Source organism: Shewanella sp. Shew256 (assembly GCF_002196695.1).
Lineage (GTDB): Bacteria > Pseudomonadota > Gammaproteobacteria > Enterobacterales > Shewanellaceae > Shewanella > Shewanella mangrovisoli.
Map to the genome: position 1 here is coordinate 185523 of NZ_NAJR01000001.1, position 22965 is coordinate 208487.

General features: G+C 47.2%; 15 protein-coding genes and 1 pseudogene. 10 read left to right on the forward strand and 6 right to left on the reverse strand.

Features of this window, described 5'->3' with window-relative positions; all coding sequences use genetic code 11:
• Nucleotides 1-44 precede the first annotated feature (44 nt).
• Both B5P39_RS00815 and cutA read right to left on the reverse strand, forming a co-directional pair.
• Entirely contained in the window at nt 45-1886 is a 1842-nt protein-coding gene (locus B5P39_RS00815) for a protein-disulfide reductase DsbD (RefSeq protein ID WP_088210102.1), read from the reverse strand.
• On the reverse strand, nt 1883-2206 hold the full coding sequence (gene cutA, locus B5P39_RS00820; RefSeq protein WP_088210103.1) for a divalent-cation tolerance protein CutA: 324 nt from the start codon (nt 2204-2206) through the stop codon (nt 1883-1885). The genes B5P39_RS00815 and cutA overlap by 4 nt, the downstream gene beginning before the upstream one ends.
• 223 nt (nt 2207-2429) lie before the next feature.
• On the opposite strand from cutA, the gene B5P39_RS00825 reads away from it, so the two are divergent.
• Nucleotides 2430-3050 carry an FxsA family protein gene (locus B5P39_RS00825; protein ID WP_088210104.1) on the forward strand — a complete coding sequence of 207 codons (621 nt, stop codon included), beginning with the start codon at nt 2430-2432 and terminating at the stop codon, nt 3048-3050.
• Between the two features lie 187 nt (nt 3051-3237).
• Nucleotides 3238-3633, forward strand: a complete 396-nt coding sequence (locus B5P39_RS00830) for a hypothetical protein (protein WP_088210105.1) — start codon at nt 3238-3240, stop codon at nt 3631-3633.
• Between the two features lie 175 nt (nt 3634-3808).
• Here the strand turns inward: B5P39_RS00830 and B5P39_RS00835 are convergent, their stop codons facing one another.
• Both B5P39_RS00835 and B5P39_RS00840 read right to left on the reverse strand, forming a co-directional pair.
• Nucleotides 3809-6889 carry an efflux RND transporter permease subunit gene (locus B5P39_RS00835; protein WP_088210106.1) on the reverse strand — a complete coding sequence of 1027 codons (3081 nt, stop codon included), beginning with the start codon at nt 6887-6889 and terminating at the stop codon, nt 3809-3811.
• 3 nt (nt 6890-6892) lie between these two features.
• Complete coding sequence (locus tag B5P39_RS00840; protein ID WP_086902162.1) at nt 6893-7975, reverse strand: efflux RND transporter periplasmic adaptor subunit; 1083 nt, start codon at nt 7973-7975, stop codon at nt 6893-6895.
• Between the two features lie 129 nt (nt 7976-8104).
• Here B5P39_RS00840 and B5P39_RS00845 point away from each other — a divergent pair, with 129 nt between their 5' ends.
• The gene (locus B5P39_RS00845) at nt 8105-9100 is read left to right on the forward strand and encodes a LysR family transcriptional regulator (RefSeq protein WP_086902161.1); all 996 of its coding nucleotides are present in this window, start codon (nt 8105-8107) and stop codon (nt 9098-9100) included.
• Nucleotides 9101-9318: 218 nt separating this feature from the next.
• Here the strand turns inward: B5P39_RS00845 and B5P39_RS00850 are convergent, their stop codons facing one another.
• A complete protein-coding gene (locus tag B5P39_RS00850; protein ID WP_086902160.1) occupies nt 9319-10677 on the reverse strand; it encodes an MATE family efflux transporter in 1359 nt (452 codons plus the stop codon).
• Between the two features lie 227 nt (nt 10678-10904).
• Here B5P39_RS00850 and B5P39_RS00855 point away from each other — a divergent pair, with 227 nt between their 5' ends.
• From B5P39_RS00855 to B5P39_RS00875, 4 genes are all read left to right on the forward strand, one after another.
• Nucleotides 10905-11195, forward strand: coding sequence for a co-chaperone GroES (locus B5P39_RS00855; RefSeq protein WP_011071021.1), 291 nt, complete (start codon nt 10905-10907; stop codon nt 11193-11195).
• Between the two features lie 57 nt (nt 11196-11252).
• Complete coding sequence (gene groL, locus B5P39_RS00860; RefSeq protein WP_011718348.1) at nt 11253-12890, forward strand: chaperonin GroEL; 1638 nt, start codon at nt 11253-11255, stop codon at nt 12888-12890.
• A gap of 785 nt (nt 12891-13675) precedes the next feature.
• On the forward strand, nt 13676-14272 hold the full coding sequence (locus B5P39_RS00870) for a hypothetical protein (protein ID WP_088210108.1): 597 nt from the start codon (nt 13676-13678) through the stop codon (nt 14270-14272).
• Complete coding sequence (locus B5P39_RS00875; RefSeq protein WP_088210109.1) at nt 14269-17916, forward strand: Ig-like domain-containing protein; 3648 nt, start codon at nt 14269-14271, stop codon at nt 17914-17916. Before B5P39_RS00870 ends, B5P39_RS00875 begins: the two co-directional genes overlap by 4 nt.
• A gap of 161 nt (nt 17917-18077) precedes the next feature.
• On the opposite strand, the gene B5P39_RS00880 is transcribed toward B5P39_RS00875, so the two are convergent.
• Entirely contained in the window at nt 18078-18923 is an 846-nt protein-coding gene (locus B5P39_RS00880; RefSeq protein ID WP_088210110.1) for a LysR family transcriptional regulator, read from the reverse strand.
• A gap of 158 nt (nt 18924-19081) precedes the next feature.
• Here B5P39_RS00880 and B5P39_RS00885 point away from each other — a divergent pair.
• From B5P39_RS00885 to B5P39_RS00895, 3 genes and pseudogenes are all read left to right on the forward strand, one after another.
• A pseudogene (locus tag B5P39_RS00885) lies at nt 19082-20607 on the forward strand (arylsulfatase).
• A 59-nt stretch (nt 20608-20666) separates the two neighbouring features.
• A complete protein-coding gene (locus tag B5P39_RS00890; RefSeq protein WP_088210111.1) occupies nt 20667-21977 on the forward strand; it encodes an anaerobic sulfatase maturase in 1311 nt (436 codons plus the stop codon).
• The gene (locus B5P39_RS00895) at nt 21961-22962 is read left to right on the forward strand and encodes an AAA family ATPase (RefSeq protein ID WP_088210112.1); all 1002 of its coding nucleotides are present in this window, start codon (nt 21961-21963) and stop codon (nt 22960-22962) included. The genes B5P39_RS00890 and B5P39_RS00895 overlap by 17 nt, the downstream gene beginning before the upstream one ends.
• The last annotated feature ends 3 nt before the right edge of the window (nt 22963-22965 follow it).

Consider the following 22965-nt stretch of genomic DNA (forward strand, 5'->3'; position numbering starts at 1 on the left):
TTTACGCTAAAACGCCGCAGAGGAGTGTTAGCGTTTAGTCGAGATTATTTCACCAAGTGATCTAAATGAGCTGCAAACTCCTTGGGACCCATAAAGCCGGTTACCCTTAAATCTTCTCGCTGTTCACCTTGCTCGTTAAACATCAATAATGTCGGTAAACCGAGGACATTGTATTTTTCAAGCAGAGCGACATCCACAGCATCACTCTTAGTGACATCCGCTTGCAGCAGCACGATTTTGTTCATTCGCGCTAATACTTCGGCGTCTTTAAAGGTAATGGCTTCAAACTCTTTACAAGCCACACACCAGTCAGCGTAGAGATCCAGCATCACAGGCTTACCAACTGCCGTGGCAGCAGCAATTTCGCGGTCCAAATCTTCAATGGATTTTATCCGTTTAAAGCCATGGGCTTGCTCAGTCGTTGTCGCAGTCGCAACCGGACTGTGGCTAAAGCCAAAGTGACCCATCACGGCTTGGAAGCCATAGGAGAAACTTGCCAGCAGGGTTAAGGTGAGTAGCACTGAGCGTACGGTTTGTTTCCAGTTAAAGGCGCTGAGCTTATTTTGGTGCATCAGGTAACCGGTGAAGCTAATGCCCCAAAGCGACCAAAGCACATCGGAAACCACGCCCGTCCAAATACGGCCAAGCATCACAATCGATACCGCAATCAGCAGGAAGCCAAACACAGTTTTAATGATATTCATCCAAGCGCCAGCGCGAGGCAGTAACTTACCACCCGAGGTGCCGATGATAAGTAGTGGTACGCCCATGCCCATACTCAGCACATACAGCGCGAGGAAGCCTTGTAATAAATCCCCGGTTTGCGCCACATAGACTAAGGCGCCAGAAAGTGGAGCCGTGGTGCAAGGCGAGGCGACCAATCCTGAGATCACTCCCATCAAAAATACGCCAATTAGATTGCCGCCTTTTTGATTGTTGGAAATGGAGTTCATCTTCTCCTGCCAGCTTGAAGGCAGTTTGAGATCGTACAAGCCAAACATGGATAAACTGAGTACAAAGAACAGGATAGCTAAAAAGATCAGCACGGCGGGATGCTGTAGCGCCGCTTGGTATTTCATCCCCGCAGAGGCAACCACTAGACCTAAAATCGAGTAGGTGATCGCCATACCTTGCACATAGGCCATCGACAGGGTGAAGGCCTTAGCGGTTGATAGTTTTTGCCCTTGGCCTACAATAATGCCCGATAGGATAGGGTACATAGGGAAGACGCAAGGCGTGAGCGCCAGACCAATCCCTAGGCCGAAGAAGATCACTAAGGTCCAGAGTAAACTGTCGTTAGACAGCATCTGGCTTAGGCTGTCCTGCTGAGTAATAGGTTGGCTTGGGGCGCTGCTAGTTTGCTTAGCGTCAGCAGAGGCGGCAGGTTCAGTCGTTTCGTTGCTGTCTGCGCCAGTTGCAATATTCCCATCATTGGCCGCGACAGCCTTTAGGGTCACGTCCCGCTTGGTCGGTGGATAACAGAGTTTACCCTCGGCGCAGCCCATAAAGGTCACGGTTAAGGTGCCGTTATCATCGGCTTGTTTCAGGCCAACGGGAATATCGATATAGGTGTAGTAAACCTCTTGCTCACCGAAATATTCGTCGTTGTGGGGCTTACCCTTTGGCAGGTCGATGGTGCCAAGTTCGGCGCCATTGACGCTAAATTTGAGCTTATCCCGATACATATAGTAGCCGTCGGCAATGACCCAATTGAGGGTGACCTTATTACCTTCTTGCTTAAAATCGAAGGCAAAGGCTTGATCGACAGGCATTAACTCGGGTTCGCTTTTTAGAAAACCAAAGCTATTGGCGAAGGCGTTGCCACTTAGGGTGAGAGGCGTAAAGAGCAGTAACGCGGTGAAAACAAGGCTAAGTAGTTTTTTCATGGCTGAGTGTTATCTTTTATCCAATCTAAGTAGGCTGGTAGCCCGTGAGTCACGGGTACGGCAATAATTTCAGGCACTTGATAAGGGTGGAGTTGAAGCACAAGCTGTTCTAACTCGGCATAGCGGCTTTGTAAACATTTAATGTGTAAGCTAATTTCTTGCTCCTCACAGATTTTTCCTTCCCATGCATAAATGGAGCGGATCGGCGCCGAAATATGTACACAGGCGGCGATGCGCGCTTCCACTAAGGCACGTGCAATGCGCTTTGCTTGAACTTCATCTGGGCAACTGGTGCTGACCACAAGATATTGAGCTTGCATGGTGTGAGGTATCGTCCCTTAACAATCTTAAACTTCGCTTAAGCCTATTAGGCTAAGCTACTTTACGTGTTTTTATGGTCTCATACATTAACCGGGTAATAAAAGAGTGAGCTAAATATCAGAAGTTTCACTCCCTTACCGACAGCGCCAGCCAAGAGACTTGAATTAAGACCGGATAGCCCCCATTTAGTTTTCAAGTAAGCGAGATAAATCTGAGGTCGGTATGTTTTTAATCCTGTTTTTATTATTTGTGCTGATCCCAGTTATCGAACTGTCAGTGTTAATTCGCGTGGGCGAGGTGCTCGGCACTTGGACCACTATTGGTCTGGTGTTATTTACCGCCGTGTTGGGTGTGTCCCTCGTGCGTAGCCAAGGGCTGAGCACGCTGATGCAAGTGCAGCAAAAACTCACGCGAGGCGAGGCGCCAGGGCAGGAAATTGTCGAAGGCATGATGTTAGCCATGGCGGGTGTATTGCTGGTTATCCCTGGCTTTGTGACTGATTTTATTGGCCTATTATTACTCACACCCTTAACGCGCCGCCCGATTGCCGCCTTAGTGTTTAAGCGTATGCAGCTGCGCGTGGTGTCTGGTTTACAGGGCGGAATGCGCGGCGGTTTTGGTACGGGTCCATTTGGACCTCATTCAGGCTCACAGTCGAATCCATTTGGCCAATCCCCCTTTGAGCAACATACTCACTCCGACGGCAATGTGTATGAAGGGGACTTTGAGCATAAGGCTGATCCGAGCGATAAACGCCCCGAGAGTCATCAATTGATCGACCAAGACCTTGATGCGAAAGCGAATGAGCCTAAAGACGCTCAGCCAAAAGATCCAAAACCTTAGTTACATATCCCGACAGCTAAGCTGTACTCAGGCATTATTCTGCAAGCTCCCATGGGTAACCCTCTGGGAGCTTGTTTTTATTTGGGCTTTGTCGCAATAGTCTGCGGTGGATCACTTGCCTCACCTTTGCTTCGATTTAGGGGCGTACTATAGTAAACCTCGAACATATTATTCATGGAGGTTGAATATGCACTTAACTAAGTTAAAGCTGATGTCGGGATTGTTGTCTGTCGTAACTTGCTCGCTGATCACCTATAGCGCCGTGGCAGGGCCTTTAGATCCAAATTGCGACCCTGAAAAAGTTGCCAAGAATGCCGCGGTCAAGGCTACTACTGGCGTGAGTGGTCGCTGTACTCCCGAGAAAGCCGCCGAGCGTACGGCGAAAGATGCCAAGGATGCCGTTGGGGATGCTAAGGATAAAGTGACGGATTCGGTCAGTGATAAGGTCGATGATATTAAACCCGACGATAAGCTATCCGACAAAGCCTCCGATGCGCTAAAGCAAGATAAGCACGAACACGACAAGCACGATAAGAAAGAGGGTGTCGATGCTAAGAAAGTCGTGAAAAAGGTCGTCAATTAACGCCGGGCTCGATAGTCATTCACTCTTACCGCGCCTAGATTTTATGCTAACCAAGCTGAAATCTAGGCGTTTTTGTATTCGGCTTAAGTGGATAATCAAGAGAAGGAAAGGGCCAATCGATGAGCAATACTACATCGATCGGCCACGCCGGGAAGCGTTTAGGGAGAGTGACGTGCTAGTTGGTGCTCGCCACTGCATTCGGTTTGATGTTAAAGGCCAAACTGTACATCACTGGCAGCACTATCAGGGTCAGTAATGAGGCAAAACCTAAACCAAAGATGATAGTGATCGCCATCGAGCCGAAAAAGGCGTCGGGGATCAGCGGGATCATCCCGAGCATAGTAGTGATCGCCGCCATTAATACGGGGCGCACACGACTCACACTCGAATCGACAAGGGCGGCATAGGCGGGTTTACCTTCACCGAGCTCGAGGTTGATTTGATCAACCAACACAATGCCGTTTTTAATCACCATGCCCGAGAGGCTCAGCAGGCCTAGCAGCGCCATAAAGCTAAAGGGGGCATCGAAAATCAATAATCCCGCCGAGACACCAATCAAGGCCAGTGGCACGGTAAACCAAATCACTAAGGGCTGACGCACAGAGTTAAACAGGAACACTGTGATTAAAAACATCGCCAAGTAACCCATAGGAATCGAGCTAAATACCGCGGTTTGGGCTTCGCCTGCAGTCTCATACTCGCCGCCCCATTCGAGGTGGTAACCAGCGGGAAGACTGATGGCTTCAACCTTATCCTTCACTTTACGCAGCACAGAATCGGCTGTCTCATCGCTGCCAAGCTTTGGATCGGCCAGAACCGCTAACATCCGCATCCGGTCGCGACGCTTCACCAACGGGTTTTCCCACTGGGTTTCGAACTGGCTCACCACTTGGGTGGCTGGCACGAAGGTGTTGTGCTCGGTACTCCAAATTTGCAGTTTCCACAGGCTGTCGGCCTGTAAGCGCTCTTCGGCGGGCGCACGGGCAACGATAGGCAGCAAATGGCTGGTTTCACGGTACAGGCCAATCTGTTTGCCGCTAAAGTTGATGAGCAGTGCGTTATCCAGATCTTGCTTACTGATCCCGGTTTCCCTCGCCTGAGCATTTTGCAGCTGCGGGCGGATCAGCGGCACTTGATTGCGCCAGTCATGGCGAACACCGTCCATCGTTGGTTCTGCATGGAAAATCGCTTCGGCCTGCGCGCCTAATGCACGCAGCACTTCGGGGTCATCACCGTAGAAACGAGCCTCAATCTTCGCGGCGGGAGACGGGCCGTTTTCCATATTCTTGAATCGATATTGCGCCTGCGGGAATCGTTTATTTAACTGTCCTTCTAACTCAGACATATAGACTTTGAGCGACGCTAAATCCTCCATCTCGATGATCAACTGGGCAAAGGCGGGGTAGCCTTTCTCGGGTTGATAGGGCAGGACGAAACGCTGCGCACCTTGGCCAATCACTGTGGTTAAGTGTTTTAGGCCGCTGTGTTGTTCCTCGGCTTGCTTGAGTAGCATCTGCTCAATATCGGCGGTAAAGCGTTCTGTGCCTTTGATATCCGTGCCTTCAGGCATCCAAATATCCACAAAGAAGATTGGCGTATTTGACGCTGGGAAGAACACATTTTTGATATGCCCAAAGCCAATTACCGCAGTAACGAGCATGGCACCGACCAAGAGAATACTGGTGAGCCTAAAACGCAGGGCAAAGGTTAAACTCGCGCGGTATAAGCTAAAGAACCAGCCCTTGTATGGGTCCTGTTCTTCATCGTCTGCTGGTGCATCTTTAAAGAGCAAGTGGCAGAAGAAAGGTGTCAGGGTGATCGCAGTAATCCAACTGATAAATAAGGAGATCATTAACACTTGGAACAGGGAGCGACAAAACTCACCGGCGGCATTTTGTGATAAACCAATCGGCGCAAAGGCGATAATCGCGATCACTGTGGCGCCAAGTAGCGGCCACTGGGTTTGCGACACAATTTGTTTTGCGGCTTCGAGGCGAGTCTTACCCCGGCGCAGGCCAATCAGAATACCTTCCGTCACCACAATGGCGTTATCGACCAGCATACCAAGCGCGATGATCAGGGCGCCGAGGGAGATGAGTTGCAGCTCAATGCCCAGTACTTTCATCACGATAAAAGTGCCGAGAATGGTCAGCAGCAGGATTAATCCCATCAGTAAGCCAGAGCGTAAGCCCATAAACAGCAATAGCACGGCAATAACGATGGCAATCGATTCTAATAGGTTGATTAAAAAGCCATTAACTGTGTCATCTACCGCCAGACTCTGGTTATAAACCGTGTCTAGGTTCATCCCAATCGGCCGCTGTGATTCTAGCTCGGAAAGGCGCTGGCTAACGCTTTTACCCACTTCAACCACGTTAACGCCGCTTGAGAAGGAAATCCCCAGTGATAAAGCTGTCTCGCCACGGTTGTGATAGAGCACACTCGGGGTCTCGTCGTAATCTTTCTCAATATTGGCAATATCCCCTAAATAAATGAGTTCGGTGCTACCCGGTGGGCTGACAATCAGACGCGCCAGATCCTGCACACTGCTGAATTCACCCGTAGGGTGGATACGAATGCGATTATCGCCAACGACTAAACTCCCGGCGTTGGATACTACGTTTTGGTTGTTGATAAGACCGTAGATATAGTTTTGATCTAGCCCCAGTGCCGAGAGTTTTTGCTGTGATATTTCAATCACCACTTGCTCGGTTACACTGCCCGCGACTGAGACTTTTTTCACCCCTGGCACTAGCACTAATTCGCGGCGCAAATAGTCGGCATAGTTGGTTAATTCGCGGTTGCTGTAATCCGGGCCTGAGAGGTTAAACAAAATCCCATAGACGTCGCCAAAGTCGTCATAGACCTTGGGCGAGGTGCTGCCGGGGGGCAGTTGTCCTGCGGTATCGTTAACCTTACGGCGCACTTCATCCCACACCTGTGGCAGGCTGGTTTTGTCGTAGGTTTCTTTAATCTCAATTTGGATCTGCGACAGGCCTGCACTGTTGATTGAGGTCACGTGCTTAACCGCATCGAGCTGCTGTAATGCATCTTCGAGGGGCAGGGTCACCTCCTCTTCGACTTGCTCGGGGGATGCGCCCGGGTAAGCGGTGATCACTAGGGCTTCTTTAATGGTAAATTCGGGAAATTCTAATTGCCCAAGGCCCGTAAAACTGACGCCGCCACCCACGAGTAGCAGCAACACAAACATCCAGCTGATGACTTTGTGGCGAATGGAATACTCAGCAATATTCATGAATTACACTCCGCGCTGCCAGCGTAGTGGTTTGACTTTCATCCCGTCGGATAACTGGGAAACTCCTGCACTCACAATCAAGTCGCCCTTGTTGATGCCGCCTAAGACTTCGATGCCTTGAGTAGTGACACGCCCTAAGGTGACGGCTGTGGGTTTCACTTCACCCGACTGAGACTGATACACCCACACTTGAACTTGGCCGTCTTGGTCGCGTTTATCGATGGCGGTGACTGGCACTATGGCCGACGCGGTTTGATCTGGTGTTTTTACTAAGGCGAGGGTTAACTCGGCGCTCATGCCAGGAAGTAACTGAATATCTTTAGGTTGCGGTAACGAAAACACCACTTCATAGGCCTGAGTACCCGGGGTCACTTGGGTCGAGTATTCTTTGAATTTCGCATCAAACTCCATGTCTGCTAATGCGCTAAAACGCACCTTAGCGGTAAAGTTTTGCTGCTGAATATAGTTGTTTAGGCTCGCCGCCATCGCTTCGGGGACTTGAATGCTGACATCAAGCAAACTGTTGTTTTGCAGCGTTAAAATCCCTTGGTTGGCCTGCACAATTTGGTGGTTATCCACTAAACGTTTGGCCACAGTGCCACTAAAGGGAGCGATAAGCTTGGTATAACTTAACTGGTCACGGGCGGCGGCTAAGGCGGCTTTGGCCGATTTAAGTTGCGCTTGGGCGCTATCAAACTCGGCTTGAGAGATTAATTTGCGTTTGAGGAGTTCGGTTTTACGCTGAAAATCCGCCTCTAAGAGCTCATGATCCGCTTCGCGGGTCATTAAATTGTTATAGGCATCCCTGTCATCGAGTTTAGCCAACAGGCTACCTTGACGGATCTGTTGTCCTTCCACTAATGCCAGAACCGTCAGTTCGCCGGAAATTCTAAAGGATAATTCAGCGCGGCTATTAGCACTGACGCGCGCCGGAAACGTCCTTAAATTTCCCCCTTCGAGTTGCTCAACTTCAAAGAGTTTTACTGGACGAATGGCACTCGCCTGTACCGAGCTTTCCGCTGGAGTGCAAGCTGTGAGCACGGCTGGCAATAAAGCCGCTAGGGGAAGCAGTCGATATGATTTCATGGTCAGGGAGTCCTCGATAACAATTTATCAGCATTTTAGGGACGCGAAGATAACAGCTAAATTTGTTGCAATAAACGGGATACTTTGGGATTATGAGTCCCACATAATGAGATTGAAATTAAGTTAAAAATGAAGACAGAGGACTTAGCGTTATTTCACCGCATAGCCGAAACTGGTAGTTTGATCGAAGCTGCTGATTTGCTTAACTTACCTAAATCGACCGTGAGCCGCCGTTTACAGGCGTTGGAAGATGAACTGAATATCAAGCTATTCCACCGCCAGAGTCGCTCGATGACGCTGACCTCAGCGGGAAGCCATTTTTACCATAGATCGCAAAACATTTTGGCGCAGCTCGACGAAACCCTGTTTGAGATGACTAACGAAGATGCTGAGATCAGTGGCCATCTTCGCATTCAAATGTTTCCTATCCACAGCATGAATGTACTGATGCACGCCATTTTCCGCTTTATGGATCTGCACCCTAAGTTGACCGTTGAAGTGATCAACAGCGCTGAATCCGTGGATATGGTGAAGAATAACCTCGATGTGGCCTTTGTGGTCGAGCCTGCATTGGACACCTTAGACCTAGTAGTGCGCCCCATCTTCACCACAGATCTGCGCTTTTATGCCAGTCCCCAATACCTCGCCGAGCACGGTACGCCGCGGACGCCACAGGAGATTGAGTCCCATAACGTGGCCTTGTTTAGGCTATCGAACGGCAAAATCTTCAATGAGTTATGGATTGGTGCCGAAGAAGAAGTGCGGGTCAGAGGCAATTTCTGCTCTAACAGTGTCGAAGTGGCGGTGGAGTTTGCTCTACAAGGCCGAGGCATAGTGTATGCCCCGACCGAAGTGGTGGTCGAGCATGTGTCTAACGGCCAATTAGTCACCCTGTTACCCGAGATTGACCCACATCCCGGGGAATGTTATTTGGCTTATCCTTCAAGACGTTATGTTAGTCTTGCCTGTCGCCGCTTTATCGACTTTATCATGCAAGAGTTGGCGCCAGAGGGCGTGCCGACCAATATGAGTGCCGAAGGTAATTTGGGGCGTCGCTCCTGCAAACCCTCGGAAGAACCGTTCCCGCCGAATGATGTCCGTTTTCGCCTGAAACACGCGGTGTAATCAGGCGTCTCTCAATGGCTAAGTTACCGCGGATACTGTGGCAGTGTGTGCAGTATGTGTGGCCACTTAGCCAGCGCCAGTGGCGCAGCAAATCGTCGCCGTTTGTGCCTTGATATGAGCCTGTTTTTCTTAACTTTCCTTAACGGCCGCGACCTTAGCTGCGGCCTTTTACGCTAAATCTTGCAGAGTTAGATCTTGCAGAGTTAGATCTTGCAGAGTTAGATTGCGTCGGCGGTTGTGACCTTGGTCGGCTCGCAAATACGCTGCGCAAGATAGTAACAGGCAATCCCCATCAAGAGATTCGTTATCGGCAGCGCCAGCAATAAGCCTTTCACGCCATCGATATAGGATCCCAGCGCCGCCAGTGGCAGCATCAGCAGCACTAAACGGCACAGGTTAATCACTAACGAACTCATGGGTCTGTGGTACGCATTGAGCGCCGTGGCAAAGATAATCACTATGCCCAAGGGGCCGTATGCGCAGGGCAGCACCAGAATATAAAAGCTTAACCACTCTAGTACCTGCGGATCGGTGCTGAATAAATGGGCGATAGGCTGAGCCAAAAACGCCAGCGGAATATAGAGTAAGGTTTGGAATACTAAGATAAATTTCAGCGATAACAGCAGTGCCTGTTTGGCCCTTTGCGGCTGCCCAGCACCGAGGTTTTGCGCGATAAACGGCATTAAGCTCGACGAGAGCGCCATCACTACAATCAAGAGCACCGACTCTAAGCGCGTGCCCGCACCAAAGGCAGCGACGGCGCTGTGGTCGATATGCGCCAGCATTGCCATAATCACCGCATTGGCGAGTGGATTGATTAAATTCATCAGAGCCGCTGGCTGGGCGATATGGGCGAGCTTACTCCAGTTGGCGCGCATTCTATCGATATCAAATGCCGCCCACTCCAACATATTGCGCTTAATAATCAACAAATAACCCGAGAGCGATAGGGCTACCAGCCAGGAGCACAGTGTCGCTATTGCTGCGCCTTGGATCTCTAAGCGCGGAAAAGGCCCGATACCGAAGATTAATAAAGGGTCGAGAATTAAGTTGATGATCGCCGCCAGCGCCATAATCATCGCGGGGGAGCGGGTATCTCCGGTCGAGCGTAATCCCTGATTCCCCACCATCAATAACACTAACAGTGGCGCACCCACATACCAATACACCATATAGTCGTGGATCAGCGGCAGGCTGGTGTCATTGGCGCCAAGCAAGCTAAACAGTGGCTTAATAAAAATGCTACCCAGGGCGGATAAACTGGCGATCAGGATAAAGGTCAGCAGAAGCGCATCGTGCAAAAACACTTTGGCACGTGGGGCATTGCCCGAGCCAATCAGCCTGCCAAGGTTGGTCGATACGCCAGCGCCAATCCCAATCGCAATGCTGGAAATAATCAAGGTCACTGGAAAGGTAAAACTGATCGCCGCTAAGGCTTCTGTTCCTAACTGGCTGATAAAAAAAGTGTCAGCGAGGCTAAAACCCAGAATGGTCATAATGCCAATCAAGTTAGGGAGGCTCATGTTGAGCAGTACACGACCAATTGGCGCGCTAAGCAGCCCGTGTCTGTCTTGCATGGGGAAAATAGTGCCTTGTTTGCGAGCGGAGGCCGAATTCTAGCAGGATTGTGCTCGCTTGAAAAAACTGACATCAAAAATTTGAATTTTTTTTTGTAAAGGCACTTGGATCTGACGCGGGCTAACCCCATATCACAGACATCAAAGGGGAGGGCGAAAACGCTTCCTCTTTTTCATCACAAAATCGCCTCGATTGTTGGGCATTAAATCATTAGGAGAGTTCATAGATGAATATTCGTCCATTACATGACCGCGTAATCGTTAAGCGTTTAGAAGTTGAATCAACTTCAGCGGGTGGCATTGTATTAACCGGTAGCGCCGCTGAAAAATCGACTCGCGGAGAAGTACTGGCAGTAGGCAACGGCCGTATTCTCGAAAATGGCACTGTAAGACCACTGGATGTGAAAGTAGGTGATGTAGTGATCTTCAATGAAGGTTACGGTGTGAAGAAAGAAAAAATCGACGGTCAAGAAGTCTTGATCCTGTCAGAAGCTGACCTGATGGCCATCGTAGGTTAATCCACGACATCAATTCGACATTCCAATTAATCATCAAAAATTTAAAGGATACTCAATATGGCAGCTAAAGAAGTTGTATTTGGTAATGACGCACGCGTAAAAATGCTGGCTGGTGTAAACATTCTGGCTAACGCAGTAAAAGTGACCTTAGGCCCTAAAGGCCGTAACGTGGTATTAGACAAGAGCTTTGGCTCACCACTGATCACTAAAGACGGTGTGTCTGTTGCAAAAGAAATCGAATTAGAAGACAAGTTCGAAAACATGGGCGCGCAAATGGTGAAAGAAGTTGCTTCTAAAGCCAACGACGCCGCCGGTGACGGTACCACTACTGCAACCGTTCTGGCACAAGCCATTGTGACTGAAGGTTTAAAAGCCGTTGCAGCGGGTATGAACCCAATGGATTTAAAACGCGGTATCGATAAAGCTGTTGCTGCAGCCGTTATCGAGCTGAAAAACCTTTCTCAAGATTGCGCCGACTCAAAAGCTATCGCTCAAGTAGGTACTATCTCTGCTAACTCTGACGAGTCAATCGGCCAAATCATTGCTACTGCAATGGAAAAAGTCGGTAAAGAAGGCGTGATCACCGTTGAAGAAGGTCAAGCACTGGAAAACGAACTGGACGTAGTAGAAGGTATGCAGTTCGACCGTGGTTACCTGTCTCCATACTTCATCAACAAGCCAGAAACTGGCAGCGTTGAATTAGATCACCCATTCGTGCTGTTAGTAGACAAGAAAATCTCTAACATTCGCGAACTGTTACCAATCCTTGAAGGTCTGGCAAAAACTGGTAAGCCATTACTGATCGTTGCCGAAGATGTTGAAGGCGAAGCATTAGCAACACTCGTTGTGAACAACATGCGCGGTATCGTGAAAGTAGCTGCGGTTAAAGCGCCAGGCTTTGGTGACCGTCGTAAGGCAATGCTGCAAGACGTGGCGATTTTAACTGGCGGTACTGTAATCGCTGAAGAAATCGGCTTAGAGCTTGAAAAAGCAACCTTAGAAGACTTAGGTACTGCTAAACGTGTTGTGATCACTAAAGACAACACCACCATCATCGATGGTAACGGTGAGCAAGCGCAAATCGAAGCGCGTGTTAGCCAAATCAAGCAACAAATCGAAGAATCAACTTCAGACTACGACAAAGAAAAACTGCAAGAGCGTATGGCTAAACTCGCTGGCGGTGTTGCGGTCATCAAAGTCGGTGCAGCGACCGAAGTTGAAATGAAAGAGAAAAAAGCTCGCGTAGAAGACGCGCTGCACGCAACTCGTGCTGCGGTTGAAGAAGGCGTGGTACCAGGCGGCGGTGTAGCGCTGGTACGTGTAGCTTCTAAGATTGCTGACGTTGAAGTGGCTAACGAAGACCAAAAACACGGTGTGGTTATTGCCCTACGTGCAATGGAAGCGCCACTGCGTCAAATCGCAACCAACGCAGGCGAAGAAGCCTCTGTTGTGGCTAACACTGTGAAGAACGGCAGCGGTAACTACGGTTACAACGCGGGTAACGACACCTACGGTGATATGTTAGAAATGGGTATCCTTGACCCAACTAAAGTGACCCGTAGCGCACTGCAATTCGCAGCGTCTATCGCAGGCCTGATGATCACCACCGAAGCTATGGTCGCTGAACTGCCAAAAGCTGATGCGCCAGATATGGGCGGAATGGGTGGAATGGGCGGAATGGGCGGCATGATGTGATCCTAGCTGGTTAAAATCGTTTATAGCTGCGTTACTTTGTTACTCGTGTAGAAAAACACTACACGTCGCAACAAAAAGCCTTGCTCTAAAACGATTTTTCCTGCGCTAGATTAGCAAAAGCATCTGTGGTCTTTAGCTTATCGCTTAAAACCCAAATAGTGATAAAAGAAAATGAAAACCCCGATACTGGCAACAGTATCGGGGTTTTGTTTTTGGCGCTGACAGCGTCAGAGTGCCTGATAATTTCTTTTTGTATTTGTGTTGCTAATAACGTGCAGCATCGCTGCTAAGTTCAATATTTCCTAATTGCCTGCCGCAGGCTTTTGCACTGTTACACCAGTGACACGCCGTACTGATGTTTAAACAAGAGTCTCCCTGTAGGTTCTACTAAAACATTCATGTTTTAGAAGGTCAATGGTGCAAAAATGCTATATCTGGTGCAACGGTTTAGATTAGTTTTTGCATCCGAAGCGGGGAGAAGAGTTAAATCAAAGTCGTGGGGCTTCACCCCTGATTATTTATCAAGAGTCGACCAAGGAGGACTGCTCGTCCTATCCTTCTTGCCTATTGTTTTCACATTAGCCAAGACGCAACTAGCGAAGTTACATGCAGGGCTTAGTGCTTATTCGAAAAGAGCTATATTTAGTTATCAAAAATTAATGGCGATCAAATTCTATAAATGCAAACAGCTTTAAATTTTTATGAATATGCTAAAAAACATACAAAAGTTTTTTATTTTTTGTTAGCATTGAGTGTAGATTTTTAGGACGAGTAAGTATTCACGGATGATACGAAAGATTACCCTTCTTTTGGTTATGGTGCTGTCTGTATTTTGTGGTGCAGTGCAAGCAAAAGCCATCTATAGATTTAACTCATCTTTGGATATTCAGCGTCAATACACGACTCAGATTATTCGTGAACTCAGTGAGAGTGAAATCGAAGTCATTGTATTTGATTCCAATTTGCAGCTTTTGTCACATAAGATTGTGACTGGAAATATGCCCGCAAATCTTTGTGCAGACAAGATTCTCACTGAAGACGTGACACGTTTTGGTCATGCTTATAAGTATTGGTTTAGCGAGCAGTTGCAGTACTGTGAAATTGACCCGAAAGCATTCCCCTATTCATATAATGCTGTCATTTCTGAACAAGATATTGAACCCAGCATTATTGTTTTACATATTCCAAATGATATTGCCGCAGATCTTGAATTACCTGAGGGACAACTCATTCAGTATATTTTTCAGCTAATACCTATAGCTGAATTTTCGTCTTTATACCCTGCAATTTCAACACGGTTAACGAAGAACGGAACACTCGTTGTGAAAGAGGGTAAATACACCTTCCAACTATTATTACTTTCTAAAGGAGATATGAAGTGATACAGGAAAATAAACTAAGCAAGGTCGCAATCTGTGTAGGATTCGCTTTAACATCCAGTTCTGCTATGGCTGCAAACAGCTGGTTATCACGTGTAAACACTGTTACTGAACAGCAAGAAAAATCCATTGTTTCTGCTAATCATATGCAAGCTGTTTCAGCAATGAGTTCTGATTCATCGAATGCTGTTTTCGATATTACTGTATCTTTGCACAATAATCCCAAAGGTAATGAGCAGAAGGCTTACGAAGAGATTTTAGGTTATTTTGCAGATGGGGTATGTGAGCAATCCAATGGTGAGCATAAGCTCGGAAAAATAAGTATCTTCAGAGAAAATAAGCATAGATCTAAGTCGGATATTATTTGGGGCGATCGTGAATGGCCGCGTGCCAATACAGCGGGTTTTGGCGCCAATGGTATGCATATTTGGTTTGGTGATGTGTTCCCTAATGGGGCGGGACAAGGTAAAGACCACAACATGCTCACCGATCCCCTCGGAGCTGGCTATACCTTAGCGCATGAGTGGGGACACTATGCCTACGGTGTATATGATGAATATAAAGGTAATGCTGTTTCTGGGGCGGCAAATGCAACGCTCAGCACAGATATTGCCACTGATTCCATTATGAGTAATCAATGGCAAGCGAGAAACGGTGATATGAAATGGTTGAATCATTCGACCGCCAACAATATTGGTGATGTTAACCGTACCGCACAGGGGCGAGTCTATGGAAAGAGCGCTTGGGAAGTACTCACTCAGGATGTGAAAGATGACCCTAAATCTGGTCGAAAAACAGCCCAGCCCACTCGCACTCGATACACCACGTTAGCGAATAATGCACCCGATGCTAGCAACCCAGTCAAAACTGAGTTACCTGCAGCTCAGTCTAGCTGCCGTGATCAGCTGAAGTTTGTGTGGGTGGAAGGTGATATCGATATGCAGATCGTGATGGACAGATCGGGTAGCATGTATGGTTCGCCGATTAATAACGCAATTCAAGCGGCGAAAACACTTGTAGATGCTACCGCAGAAGGCAGTACTGCGATGGGATTGGTGTCCTTCTCCAGTCGCTCAAGCGTGAAGCAAGATTTTGCTGTGCAACAAATTCCTAAGCCGGATACTGGTATTAAACAAGCTCTGAAAGCCGCAATTGATAATATCTATGCCAGCGGTTCAACTGCACTATTCGATGGTAGCTCCCTTGCTCTTGATAATTTAATGACTTACCAAACCGCTGCTGCTAGTGGTGCTCCCGGTGTTGTTTTCGTACTCGCTGATGGTGACGACAATGACTCCATCAAAACAGAAGCTTCAGTCATCACTGCCTATCAAAATGCGAATGTGCCTATCTTTAGTTTTGGTTATGGTTCAGCTTCGCCTACAGGTCCTTTAGTGACTATGGCGAATGCAACGGGTGGGAAATACTTTTCTTCACCTACGACACTTGCGGAAATTATCGATGCGTTTTTACAAGCAAATGCCATCGCCACTGATAATCAAAACTTAGTGTCATCAACGGTTAATGTGGCAAATAATGCGAGCGCTACTCAGGGGATTCATATCGATTCTGGTTTAGATAATGTGAACATTTTCGTAAACCATAAAGGTAATGCCTCAGACCTACAACTCATGCTAAAAGACGCCTCAGGCAATCATGTAGCTGGAGTGTCGTTTGAGTGCGTGACGGTATCAGGCGGACAGTCTTGTAATGTCAATGTGCCTAATAGCGTTATTGCTTCGCTCGGTCATGGTGAATGGCAACTTGAGTTGAGCAATACAAATATCAATCGTTCACTGGACGCGACAGTCAATGTGAGTGCAGAACCTAGTCTTGCGGGGAGTTATACCGTATCAGTTGAAGGTTTTGCAGGTAATGCAGTTACTTATCCAAGTCCGATGATTTTAACGACGGCGCTAACCAAGGATAAACTGATCACTGGTGCTAACGTTCTGGCGACCATCAAGGATCCGATGGGCAACACGACAAATCTGGAAATGTTTGATAATGGGCAAGGAGGTGATGCGGTCGCTGGTGACGGTATTTACTCAGCAGTTGCGCCATACAATCAGAATGGTATTTACCAAGTCGAAGTGAATGTTGATAACAAGGATAGCAAGGCGAGATATACCGCCACAGGCTTATTTACACCAACATTGGACGGCTCAGAGCCAGTCCAAGAAGCGCTACCAACCATCACAGAGAACTTTGTACGTATTGCGAAAACTTCATTAGTTGTTAGCGACGTGCCCTATTATGACAGTGATGACAGTCATCATACTGCAATAAAACTCGAGACGACGAATGCTGGCATCAATGGAGTGATTGACCGTGCTGGTGACCTTGATTTCTATGTCTTAGAAAACATCGATATGAGTAAAGATCTCGTGGTGCGCGTGACTGATGCTAGCTTAGGTATGAAGCCTAAATTAACTGTGTACAAATCAGACGCGTCTACGGCAATAGTGGATAATGTCACCCTAGCAACAAATCCATCCGCGACAAATTATGTGTTCTCAAAGTTAGCTAAGTCTGAATTGGAATCGACTCTATATGTTGTTGTTAGCCATGAAGATGACACTGCGGCTACGGGGGGATATCAAGTCAGTGCGGGTGAACCGTTAAACACTGACGTTCCGCCAAATAATGCGCCAGTGGCTAATTCAGATACAGTGACTATTTGGTCTGGCCAAAAAGTGACTATTTCACCATTGGCCAATGATACCGATGCTGATGGCGATACTGTTGTTATCGAGAGCGTGACGACGGGAGCAACTAAGGGAGCTGTTGCGATTTCAGGTAATGTTATCAACTATGACTCAGGTAGTGCTTTTGCAAATGAAACACCCGGTTCAACTGTATTAGACAGTTTTGGCTATATCATTACCGACAATAAAGGTGGCTTTGCAGAATCAACCGTTGATATCACCATCAAAATTAATACACCACCCACAGCGATGGCTGATGCTGTCAGTGTGAATGAGAATGCAACTGTTACCATCTCCCCATTAACCAATGATACTGATGCTGACGGTCATACTTTTACCCTCACAGCTAAACAAGCTAGTTTGAAAGGTAAACTGACAGATAATGGCGATGGTACGTTTGTCTATGATCCTAATGGTCAGTTTAACGGCTTGGCAAAAGGTGAAACAGCCAACGAAGTATTTAGTTACACCATCACCGATGAAATTGGTGCAACAAGCACGACGGAAGTGACCATTAGTGTTGTGGGTATTAATGAAGCACCTGTTGCTGTTGCTGACACAGCAGTAACGACTAAGTCAGGGAACATACAAATTGCCTTACTTGCAAATGACACTGATGCTGATGGGGATACGCTTACTATCACAGCAATCAATGTTGGCGCGTTAAAGGGTAAAGTTACCAATAACAATGATGGCACAGTGACTTACAGCCCTAATGGACAGTTTGGTAACTTATATCAAGGGCAATCTGCAACAGAGACTTTTACTTATACTATCTCTGATGGGGATGCTGAAATGACAGCCTCTGTAACGGTAACTATTAATGGTGAAGGCCAAGCGCCGGTAGAACCCGAAAAAGAAGGTTCATCAGGTGGTAGCTTGCCGTGGTTTGTATTACTGCTCGCCCCATTAGCATTCATGCGTCGTCGCGTTAAATAACACGTTTTAGTACGCCGTCAAAAGCAAGCTTAATCGCTTGCTTTTTTATTGCCTGAAATATGATGTTTGGGTTCGGATCTAATTTCAAACTATAGGCTGCGAGTCTCATGCCACTCGGCGTCAGAGGTTTAATCGAGCCATAGTGACTGATGATGAATACACTATTGCTGAGATAGGGCCTTTATCTTAGCTTTTATTTCTTCTCTGATTTTTTTGTGATAGGGATTTTTAATTTCCCGTTTGTGATACACCAAATGATAGGGAATAAAGTCGGTCTTAAAGGGGCAGGTTAATATTTGCAGGTTTAATTTATCGGCCCATTGCTCGGCAAATGTGCGTGCGATAACGGCGATAGAATCACTCTGAGCAATATTGAGCGCAATGCTGGCGATGGAGTGACAAATTAATGCAATTTTGCGTTCTTCAATCGGTTCATTGGCAAAGAGTTCGAAGGCGCGAATTTTATCCCAAGTACCACTATAAAGTGCATGTTCTTCGTTATAAAAAGCCTCTTTAGTAATGCTGTGCTGAATTCGTGGATGGTCACGACGGCAAATAACAACCAAGGGTTCTAAGTAAATTTCCTCCACCATAAAGGCGCTATCTCGGGTCAGAAAACTGTCGACTATGATGTCGGTTTTCTCGTGGCGCAGGTGTTCAAACAGATGGTTTTTCTCTGGTGGCGATTCTTGCAAGCTAATGTTTTCAATTGGAAATAGTGCGCTTATCAGCGACTCGTTGCAGCAAACATTAAATTGGGTACGCATGTTCATCGCATTTTCGATGATGCTGAGGGCTTGGCGAAATGCGGGGATCAATTGTTGCCCTTTACTGGAGAGTTCGATTCCTCGTCCTTGCTTGATAAAAAGGTTTTCGCCATAGCGATTTTCTAAGCGTTTAATTGCGGCGCTGATTGCGGGTTGCGTTAATTGTAAATGTTCAGCGGCTTTAGTGTAGGACTGGCATTCGGCCACGACTAAAAAGGTGCGCACTAAATTTAAATCCATAAATTTAAACCCATAATCTTCAATTCATAAATTTGATTTATGTATCTTAAAACATTTTGATGATTGTTTCTTGAACGTTTTGGGCCTAGTCTTAAAAACGATGTATTTAGTATGGATGGACATTTTCAAACCAACTAACCCGTGTTAATGGAGTCGTTATGAGTACAGGAAAGCAAAAACGTTTAAATAAGTTCATGCTAAATGCATGTACACTTGCTTTGGGGGCGGCATCCCTTTCGGCTTATGCTGCTGACAAGCCCAATATTGTTGTTATTTTGGTGATGATGTGGGTTACTGGAATCTCAGCACCTATAGTCAAGGAATGATGGGGTATAAAACTCCAAATATCGACCGTATCGCTAACGAAGGAGCGAAATTTACAGATTATTATGCACAACAGAGTTCTACTGCGGGGCGGGCGGCATTTATAACAGGACAGATGCCAGTGCGTACAGGTTTAACTAAAGTGGGGTTACCTGGTTCAGATCTTGGTATTTCTGCTGAAGATCCTACATTAGCCACTATGTTAAAGCAGTTAGGTTATGCTACTGGTCAATTTGGTAAAAACCATTTAGGAGATAAGGATGAGTTTTTACCTACGAAACATGGTTTTGATGAGTTTTTTGGTAATCTGTACCATTTAAATGCTGAAGAGCAACCGGAAAACCCTGATTGGCCAAAAGATCCTGAATTTAGCAAAAAATTTGCCCCTCGAGGTGTCATTCATTCTACTGCAGATGGAAAAGTCGAAGACACTGGTTCATTAACTCGAAAGCGTATGGAAACTGTTGATGATGAGTTTCTCGATTCTGCGATGACATTTATTGATAAAAATGTAAAAGCAGATAAACCTTTCTTCACTTGGATCAATACCACTCGGATGCATAATAAAACCCACATAGCTGATAAGTGGGTTGGTAAAACAGGGTTAGGTGATTATGCCGATGGCATGATTGAGCATGATAATCAGGTCAAACGAGTGTTAGATAAGCTTGATGAGTTAAAAATTACTGACAACACTATTGTTGTGTATACCACGGATAATGGTCCAATGGTTATGTCTTGGCCTGATGCCGGTATGACTCCCTTCCGTAGTGAAAAAAATACTGGTTGGGAAGGCGGTTTCCGTGTGCCAGCGATGATTCGTTGGCCTGGTCACATTAAGCCTGGGACAGTGGTGAATGATATTTTTGCCGGAGAAGATTGGTTCCCCACTTTACTGGGAGCTGTTGGTCAATCGAATGTCAAAGACGAATTGCTCAAAGGAAAGAAAATACAAGGGCATAATTATAAAGTGCACCTTGATGGCTACAATCAAATGCCATTCCTAACTGGTAAAGAAAACAAAGGCCGCCGCGATTGGTTTGCATACTGGAGTGACGATGGTGACTTACTTGCGGTTCGAAAAGATCGTTGGAAATTCCATTTCCAAATTCAGCAGCAAGAAACGGGATGGGGAGTTTGGGAACACCCATTTACTAAACTTCGCGTGCCTAAATTATTTGATTTAAAAATGGATCCTTTTGAGCGTGGCGATACAAGTGATTTCTATGGTCCTTGGCAATATGACCGCCAGTTTATTATTTCTGGTATAGGGGTGCCTACGGCTATGGATGTGTTATCCACCTTTAAACAATTCCCTCCGCGTCAAAAACCCGCTAGCTTTACTGTTGGCATAGAATAGAACTCTCAGAATTAAAACAGCAGAGTGTTAAGACGCTCTGTTGTTTTAGTGAGGTATAAATGGATAAAGTGAGTATTAGGGATTCTACACAAATAGAAGTTGTTCCGTTAAAGACCGCCTATAAAGATCTCAGCGATAGTAAATCAGCTTACCAACGTCGTTTCCACGTGATGGCTAAGCCCGGTGGGGCGAAATGTAACATCGATTGCCAATATTGTTTTTATCTGCATAAAGAAGGCTTATTGCATCAGCCTAAGCAACCTGAGATGGATGATGCGACCCTCGAGGCCTTTGTTAAAGGTTATATCGAAAGCCAAGATGGCGACGAAATCGTATTCTCATGGCAGGGGGGCGAGCCGACCCTGTTAGGCGTGGACTATTTTCGCAAGGTAGTTCAGCTACAGAAAAAATATCGGCCCCTAGGCGTTAAGATTGAAAACGATCTGCAAACCAACGGCATTCTATTAAACGATGAGTGGTGCCAATTTCTTGCCGAGCATAATTTCCTCGTGGGGTTATCCATCGACGGTCCCGAAGAACTCCATAACAAATATCGTGTGACCCGCAGCGGCAAGCCTACCTTTCATTTAGTGATGGCCGCGGTCGAAAAACTCAAACAATACAAGGTGCGTTTTAACGCCTTAGTGACGGTTAACCGCCACAATGTAAAGTATCCGCTCGAAGTTTACCGCTTTGTCACCAAAGAGTTGGGTGCGACCTATATCCAGTTTAATCCTGTGGTCGAACCTAGCGATTTTAAAACCACGGCGCCACAGTTTTGGAACAGCAGCATGATACCCACGGTCGGCAGTGAGCTGGCGAAACCTGGGCATCCTATGTCTGTGGTGACGGATTGGTCAGTCGATGCCGATGATTGGGGCAAGTTCCTAATCGTCACCTTTGAAGAGTGGATCAACAACGATCTTGGCAGAGTGCTGGTTAACCTGTTTGAGACGGCGGTCGCCCAAGTGATGGGTAAACCGGCGCAGCTTTGTATTACCGCTGAGTTTTGCGGTAAGGGCTTAGCCATTGAGCATAATGGCGATGTCTTTAGCTGTGACCATTATGTTTACCCCGAATATAAGATTGCCAATGTGCACGAGCGCCCCTTAAATGAAATGGCGTTCTCGACCCGACAATTAACCTTCGGCTTAGCCAAGCGAGATTCGTTACCCCAATACTGTAAGCAGTGCCCGTATTTAAAACTCTGTTGGGGCGAATGCCCTAAAAATCGCCTGCTGAAAACCCCAGATGGGGAAGAAGGGCTCAATTATCTGTGTCCAGGGATTAAAGCATTTTTCGATTATTCGTTGCCGATTCTCACGGGATTGGCCGTATTGCTAGGACAACCACATGGAACCAATGGCTAACACACAAACGCGTGCCCACGGGGATATTCTCGCCTTAATTGAACAGGTTGAATCTCAAGTCGTTGGGCAACGCACAGTGATCCGCAGTCTGATTTTAGGCTTACTGTGCAGCGGCCATGTGCTGCTCGAAGGTTTGCCCGGAACGGCAAAAACCCGCTCGGTTAAAGCCTTGGCCAATGCCTTGGCGATTTCCTTTGGCCGGATCCAGTTTACGCCGGATCTCTTGCCCTCCGATGTGACGGGCACTGAGGTGCTCCACGAGGCTGAGGGTAAATCGACACTCAGGTTTCAGCCGGGGCCAGTATTTAACCAAATTGTGCTGGCCGATGAAATTAACCGTGCCCCAGCCAAAGTGCAGGCGGCGCTGTTAGAGGCCATGGCCGAAGGCACTATTACTGTGGCAGGGCAAACCCATGTGCTGCCTGAACTCTTTATGGTACTGGCGACACAAAACCCCATTGAGCAGGAAGGCACTTATCCGCTGCCCGAAGCGCAGATGGACCGTTTCCTGATCAAAGCGTCGGTGGAATACCCCACAAAAGAAGCAGAGCGTGACATAGTACGTCTCGTCCGCAGTGAGGAAAACGGCGTGTTTAGCGCCGACAAACCCCAAACTATCACCATAGATCCCGCCAGTATTCTCAAGGCGCGGCAGCAAATTGCGGCCGTGACGCTATCGGATATGGTGGAGAACTATATTATCGATTTAGTGATGGCGACGCGCCAGCCGGAACAATATCCCCATTCCAAGTTAGCCAGTTGGCTGATGATTGGCGCCAGCCCACGGGCATCGATTGCGTTGGACAAATGTGCCCGCGCCTTGGCTTGGCTCAATGGCCGCGACCATGTGCTGGTGGACGATGTGCGTGAGGTGGCGATTTTAGTGTTGGGCCATAGGTTGAGCCTCTCCTACGAGGCATTAGCGGACGGGGTCAATCAGCGCGATCTGGTGCATGAACTGCTCGATGTGGTCAGTATTGGATAACGG

Bases quoted from the DNA above. Each gene is read 5' to 3' on its own strand.
- B5P39_RS00815 (WP_088210102.1), bottom strand. From the start codon at position 1,886: ATGAAAAAACTACTTAGCCTTGTTTTCACCGCGTTACTGCTCTTTACG.
- cutA (WP_088210103.1), bottom strand. From the start codon at position 2,206: ATGCAAGCTCAATATCTTGTGGTCAGCACCAGTTGCCCAGATGAAGTT.
- B5P39_RS00825 (WP_088210104.1), top strand. From the start codon at position 2,430: ATGTTTTTAATCCTGTTTTTATTATTTGTGCTGATCCCAGTTATCGAA.
- B5P39_RS00830 (WP_088210105.1), top strand. From the start codon at position 3,238: ATGCACTTAACTAAGTTAAAGCTGATGTCGGGATTGTTGTCTGTCGTA.
- B5P39_RS00835 (WP_088210106.1), bottom strand. From the start codon at position 6,889: ATGAATATTGCTGAGTATTCCATTCGCCACAAAGTCATCAGCTGGATG.
- B5P39_RS00840 (WP_086902162.1), bottom strand. From the start codon at position 7,975: ATGAAATCATATCGACTGCTTCCCCTAGCGGCTTTATTGCCAGCCGTG.
- B5P39_RS00845 (WP_086902161.1), top strand. From the start codon at position 8,105: ATGAAGACAGAGGACTTAGCGTTATTTCACCGCATAGCCGAAACTGGT.
- B5P39_RS00850 (WP_086902160.1), bottom strand. From the start codon at position 10,677: ATGCAAGACAGACACGGGCTGCTTAGCGCGCCAATTGGTCGTGTACTG.
- B5P39_RS00855 (WP_011071021.1), top strand. From the start codon at position 10,905: ATGAATATTCGTCCATTACATGACCGCGTAATCGTTAAGCGTTTAGAA.
- groL (WP_011718348.1), top strand. From the start codon at position 11,253: ATGGCAGCTAAAGAAGTTGTATTTGGTAATGACGCACGCGTAAAAATG.
- B5P39_RS00870 (WP_088210108.1), top strand. From the start codon at position 13,676: ATGATACGAAAGATTACCCTTCTTTTGGTTATGGTGCTGTCTGTATTT.
- B5P39_RS00880 (WP_088210110.1), bottom strand. From the start codon at position 18,923: ATGGATTTAAATTTAGTGCGCACCTTTTTAGTCGTGGCCGAATGCCAG.
- B5P39_RS00890 (WP_088210111.1), top strand. From the start codon at position 20,667: ATGGATAAAGTGAGTATTAGGGATTCTACACAAATAGAAGTTGTTCCG.
- B5P39_RS00895 (WP_088210112.1), top strand. From the start codon at position 21,961: ATGGAACCAATGGCTAACACACAAACGCGTGCCCACGGGGATATTCTC.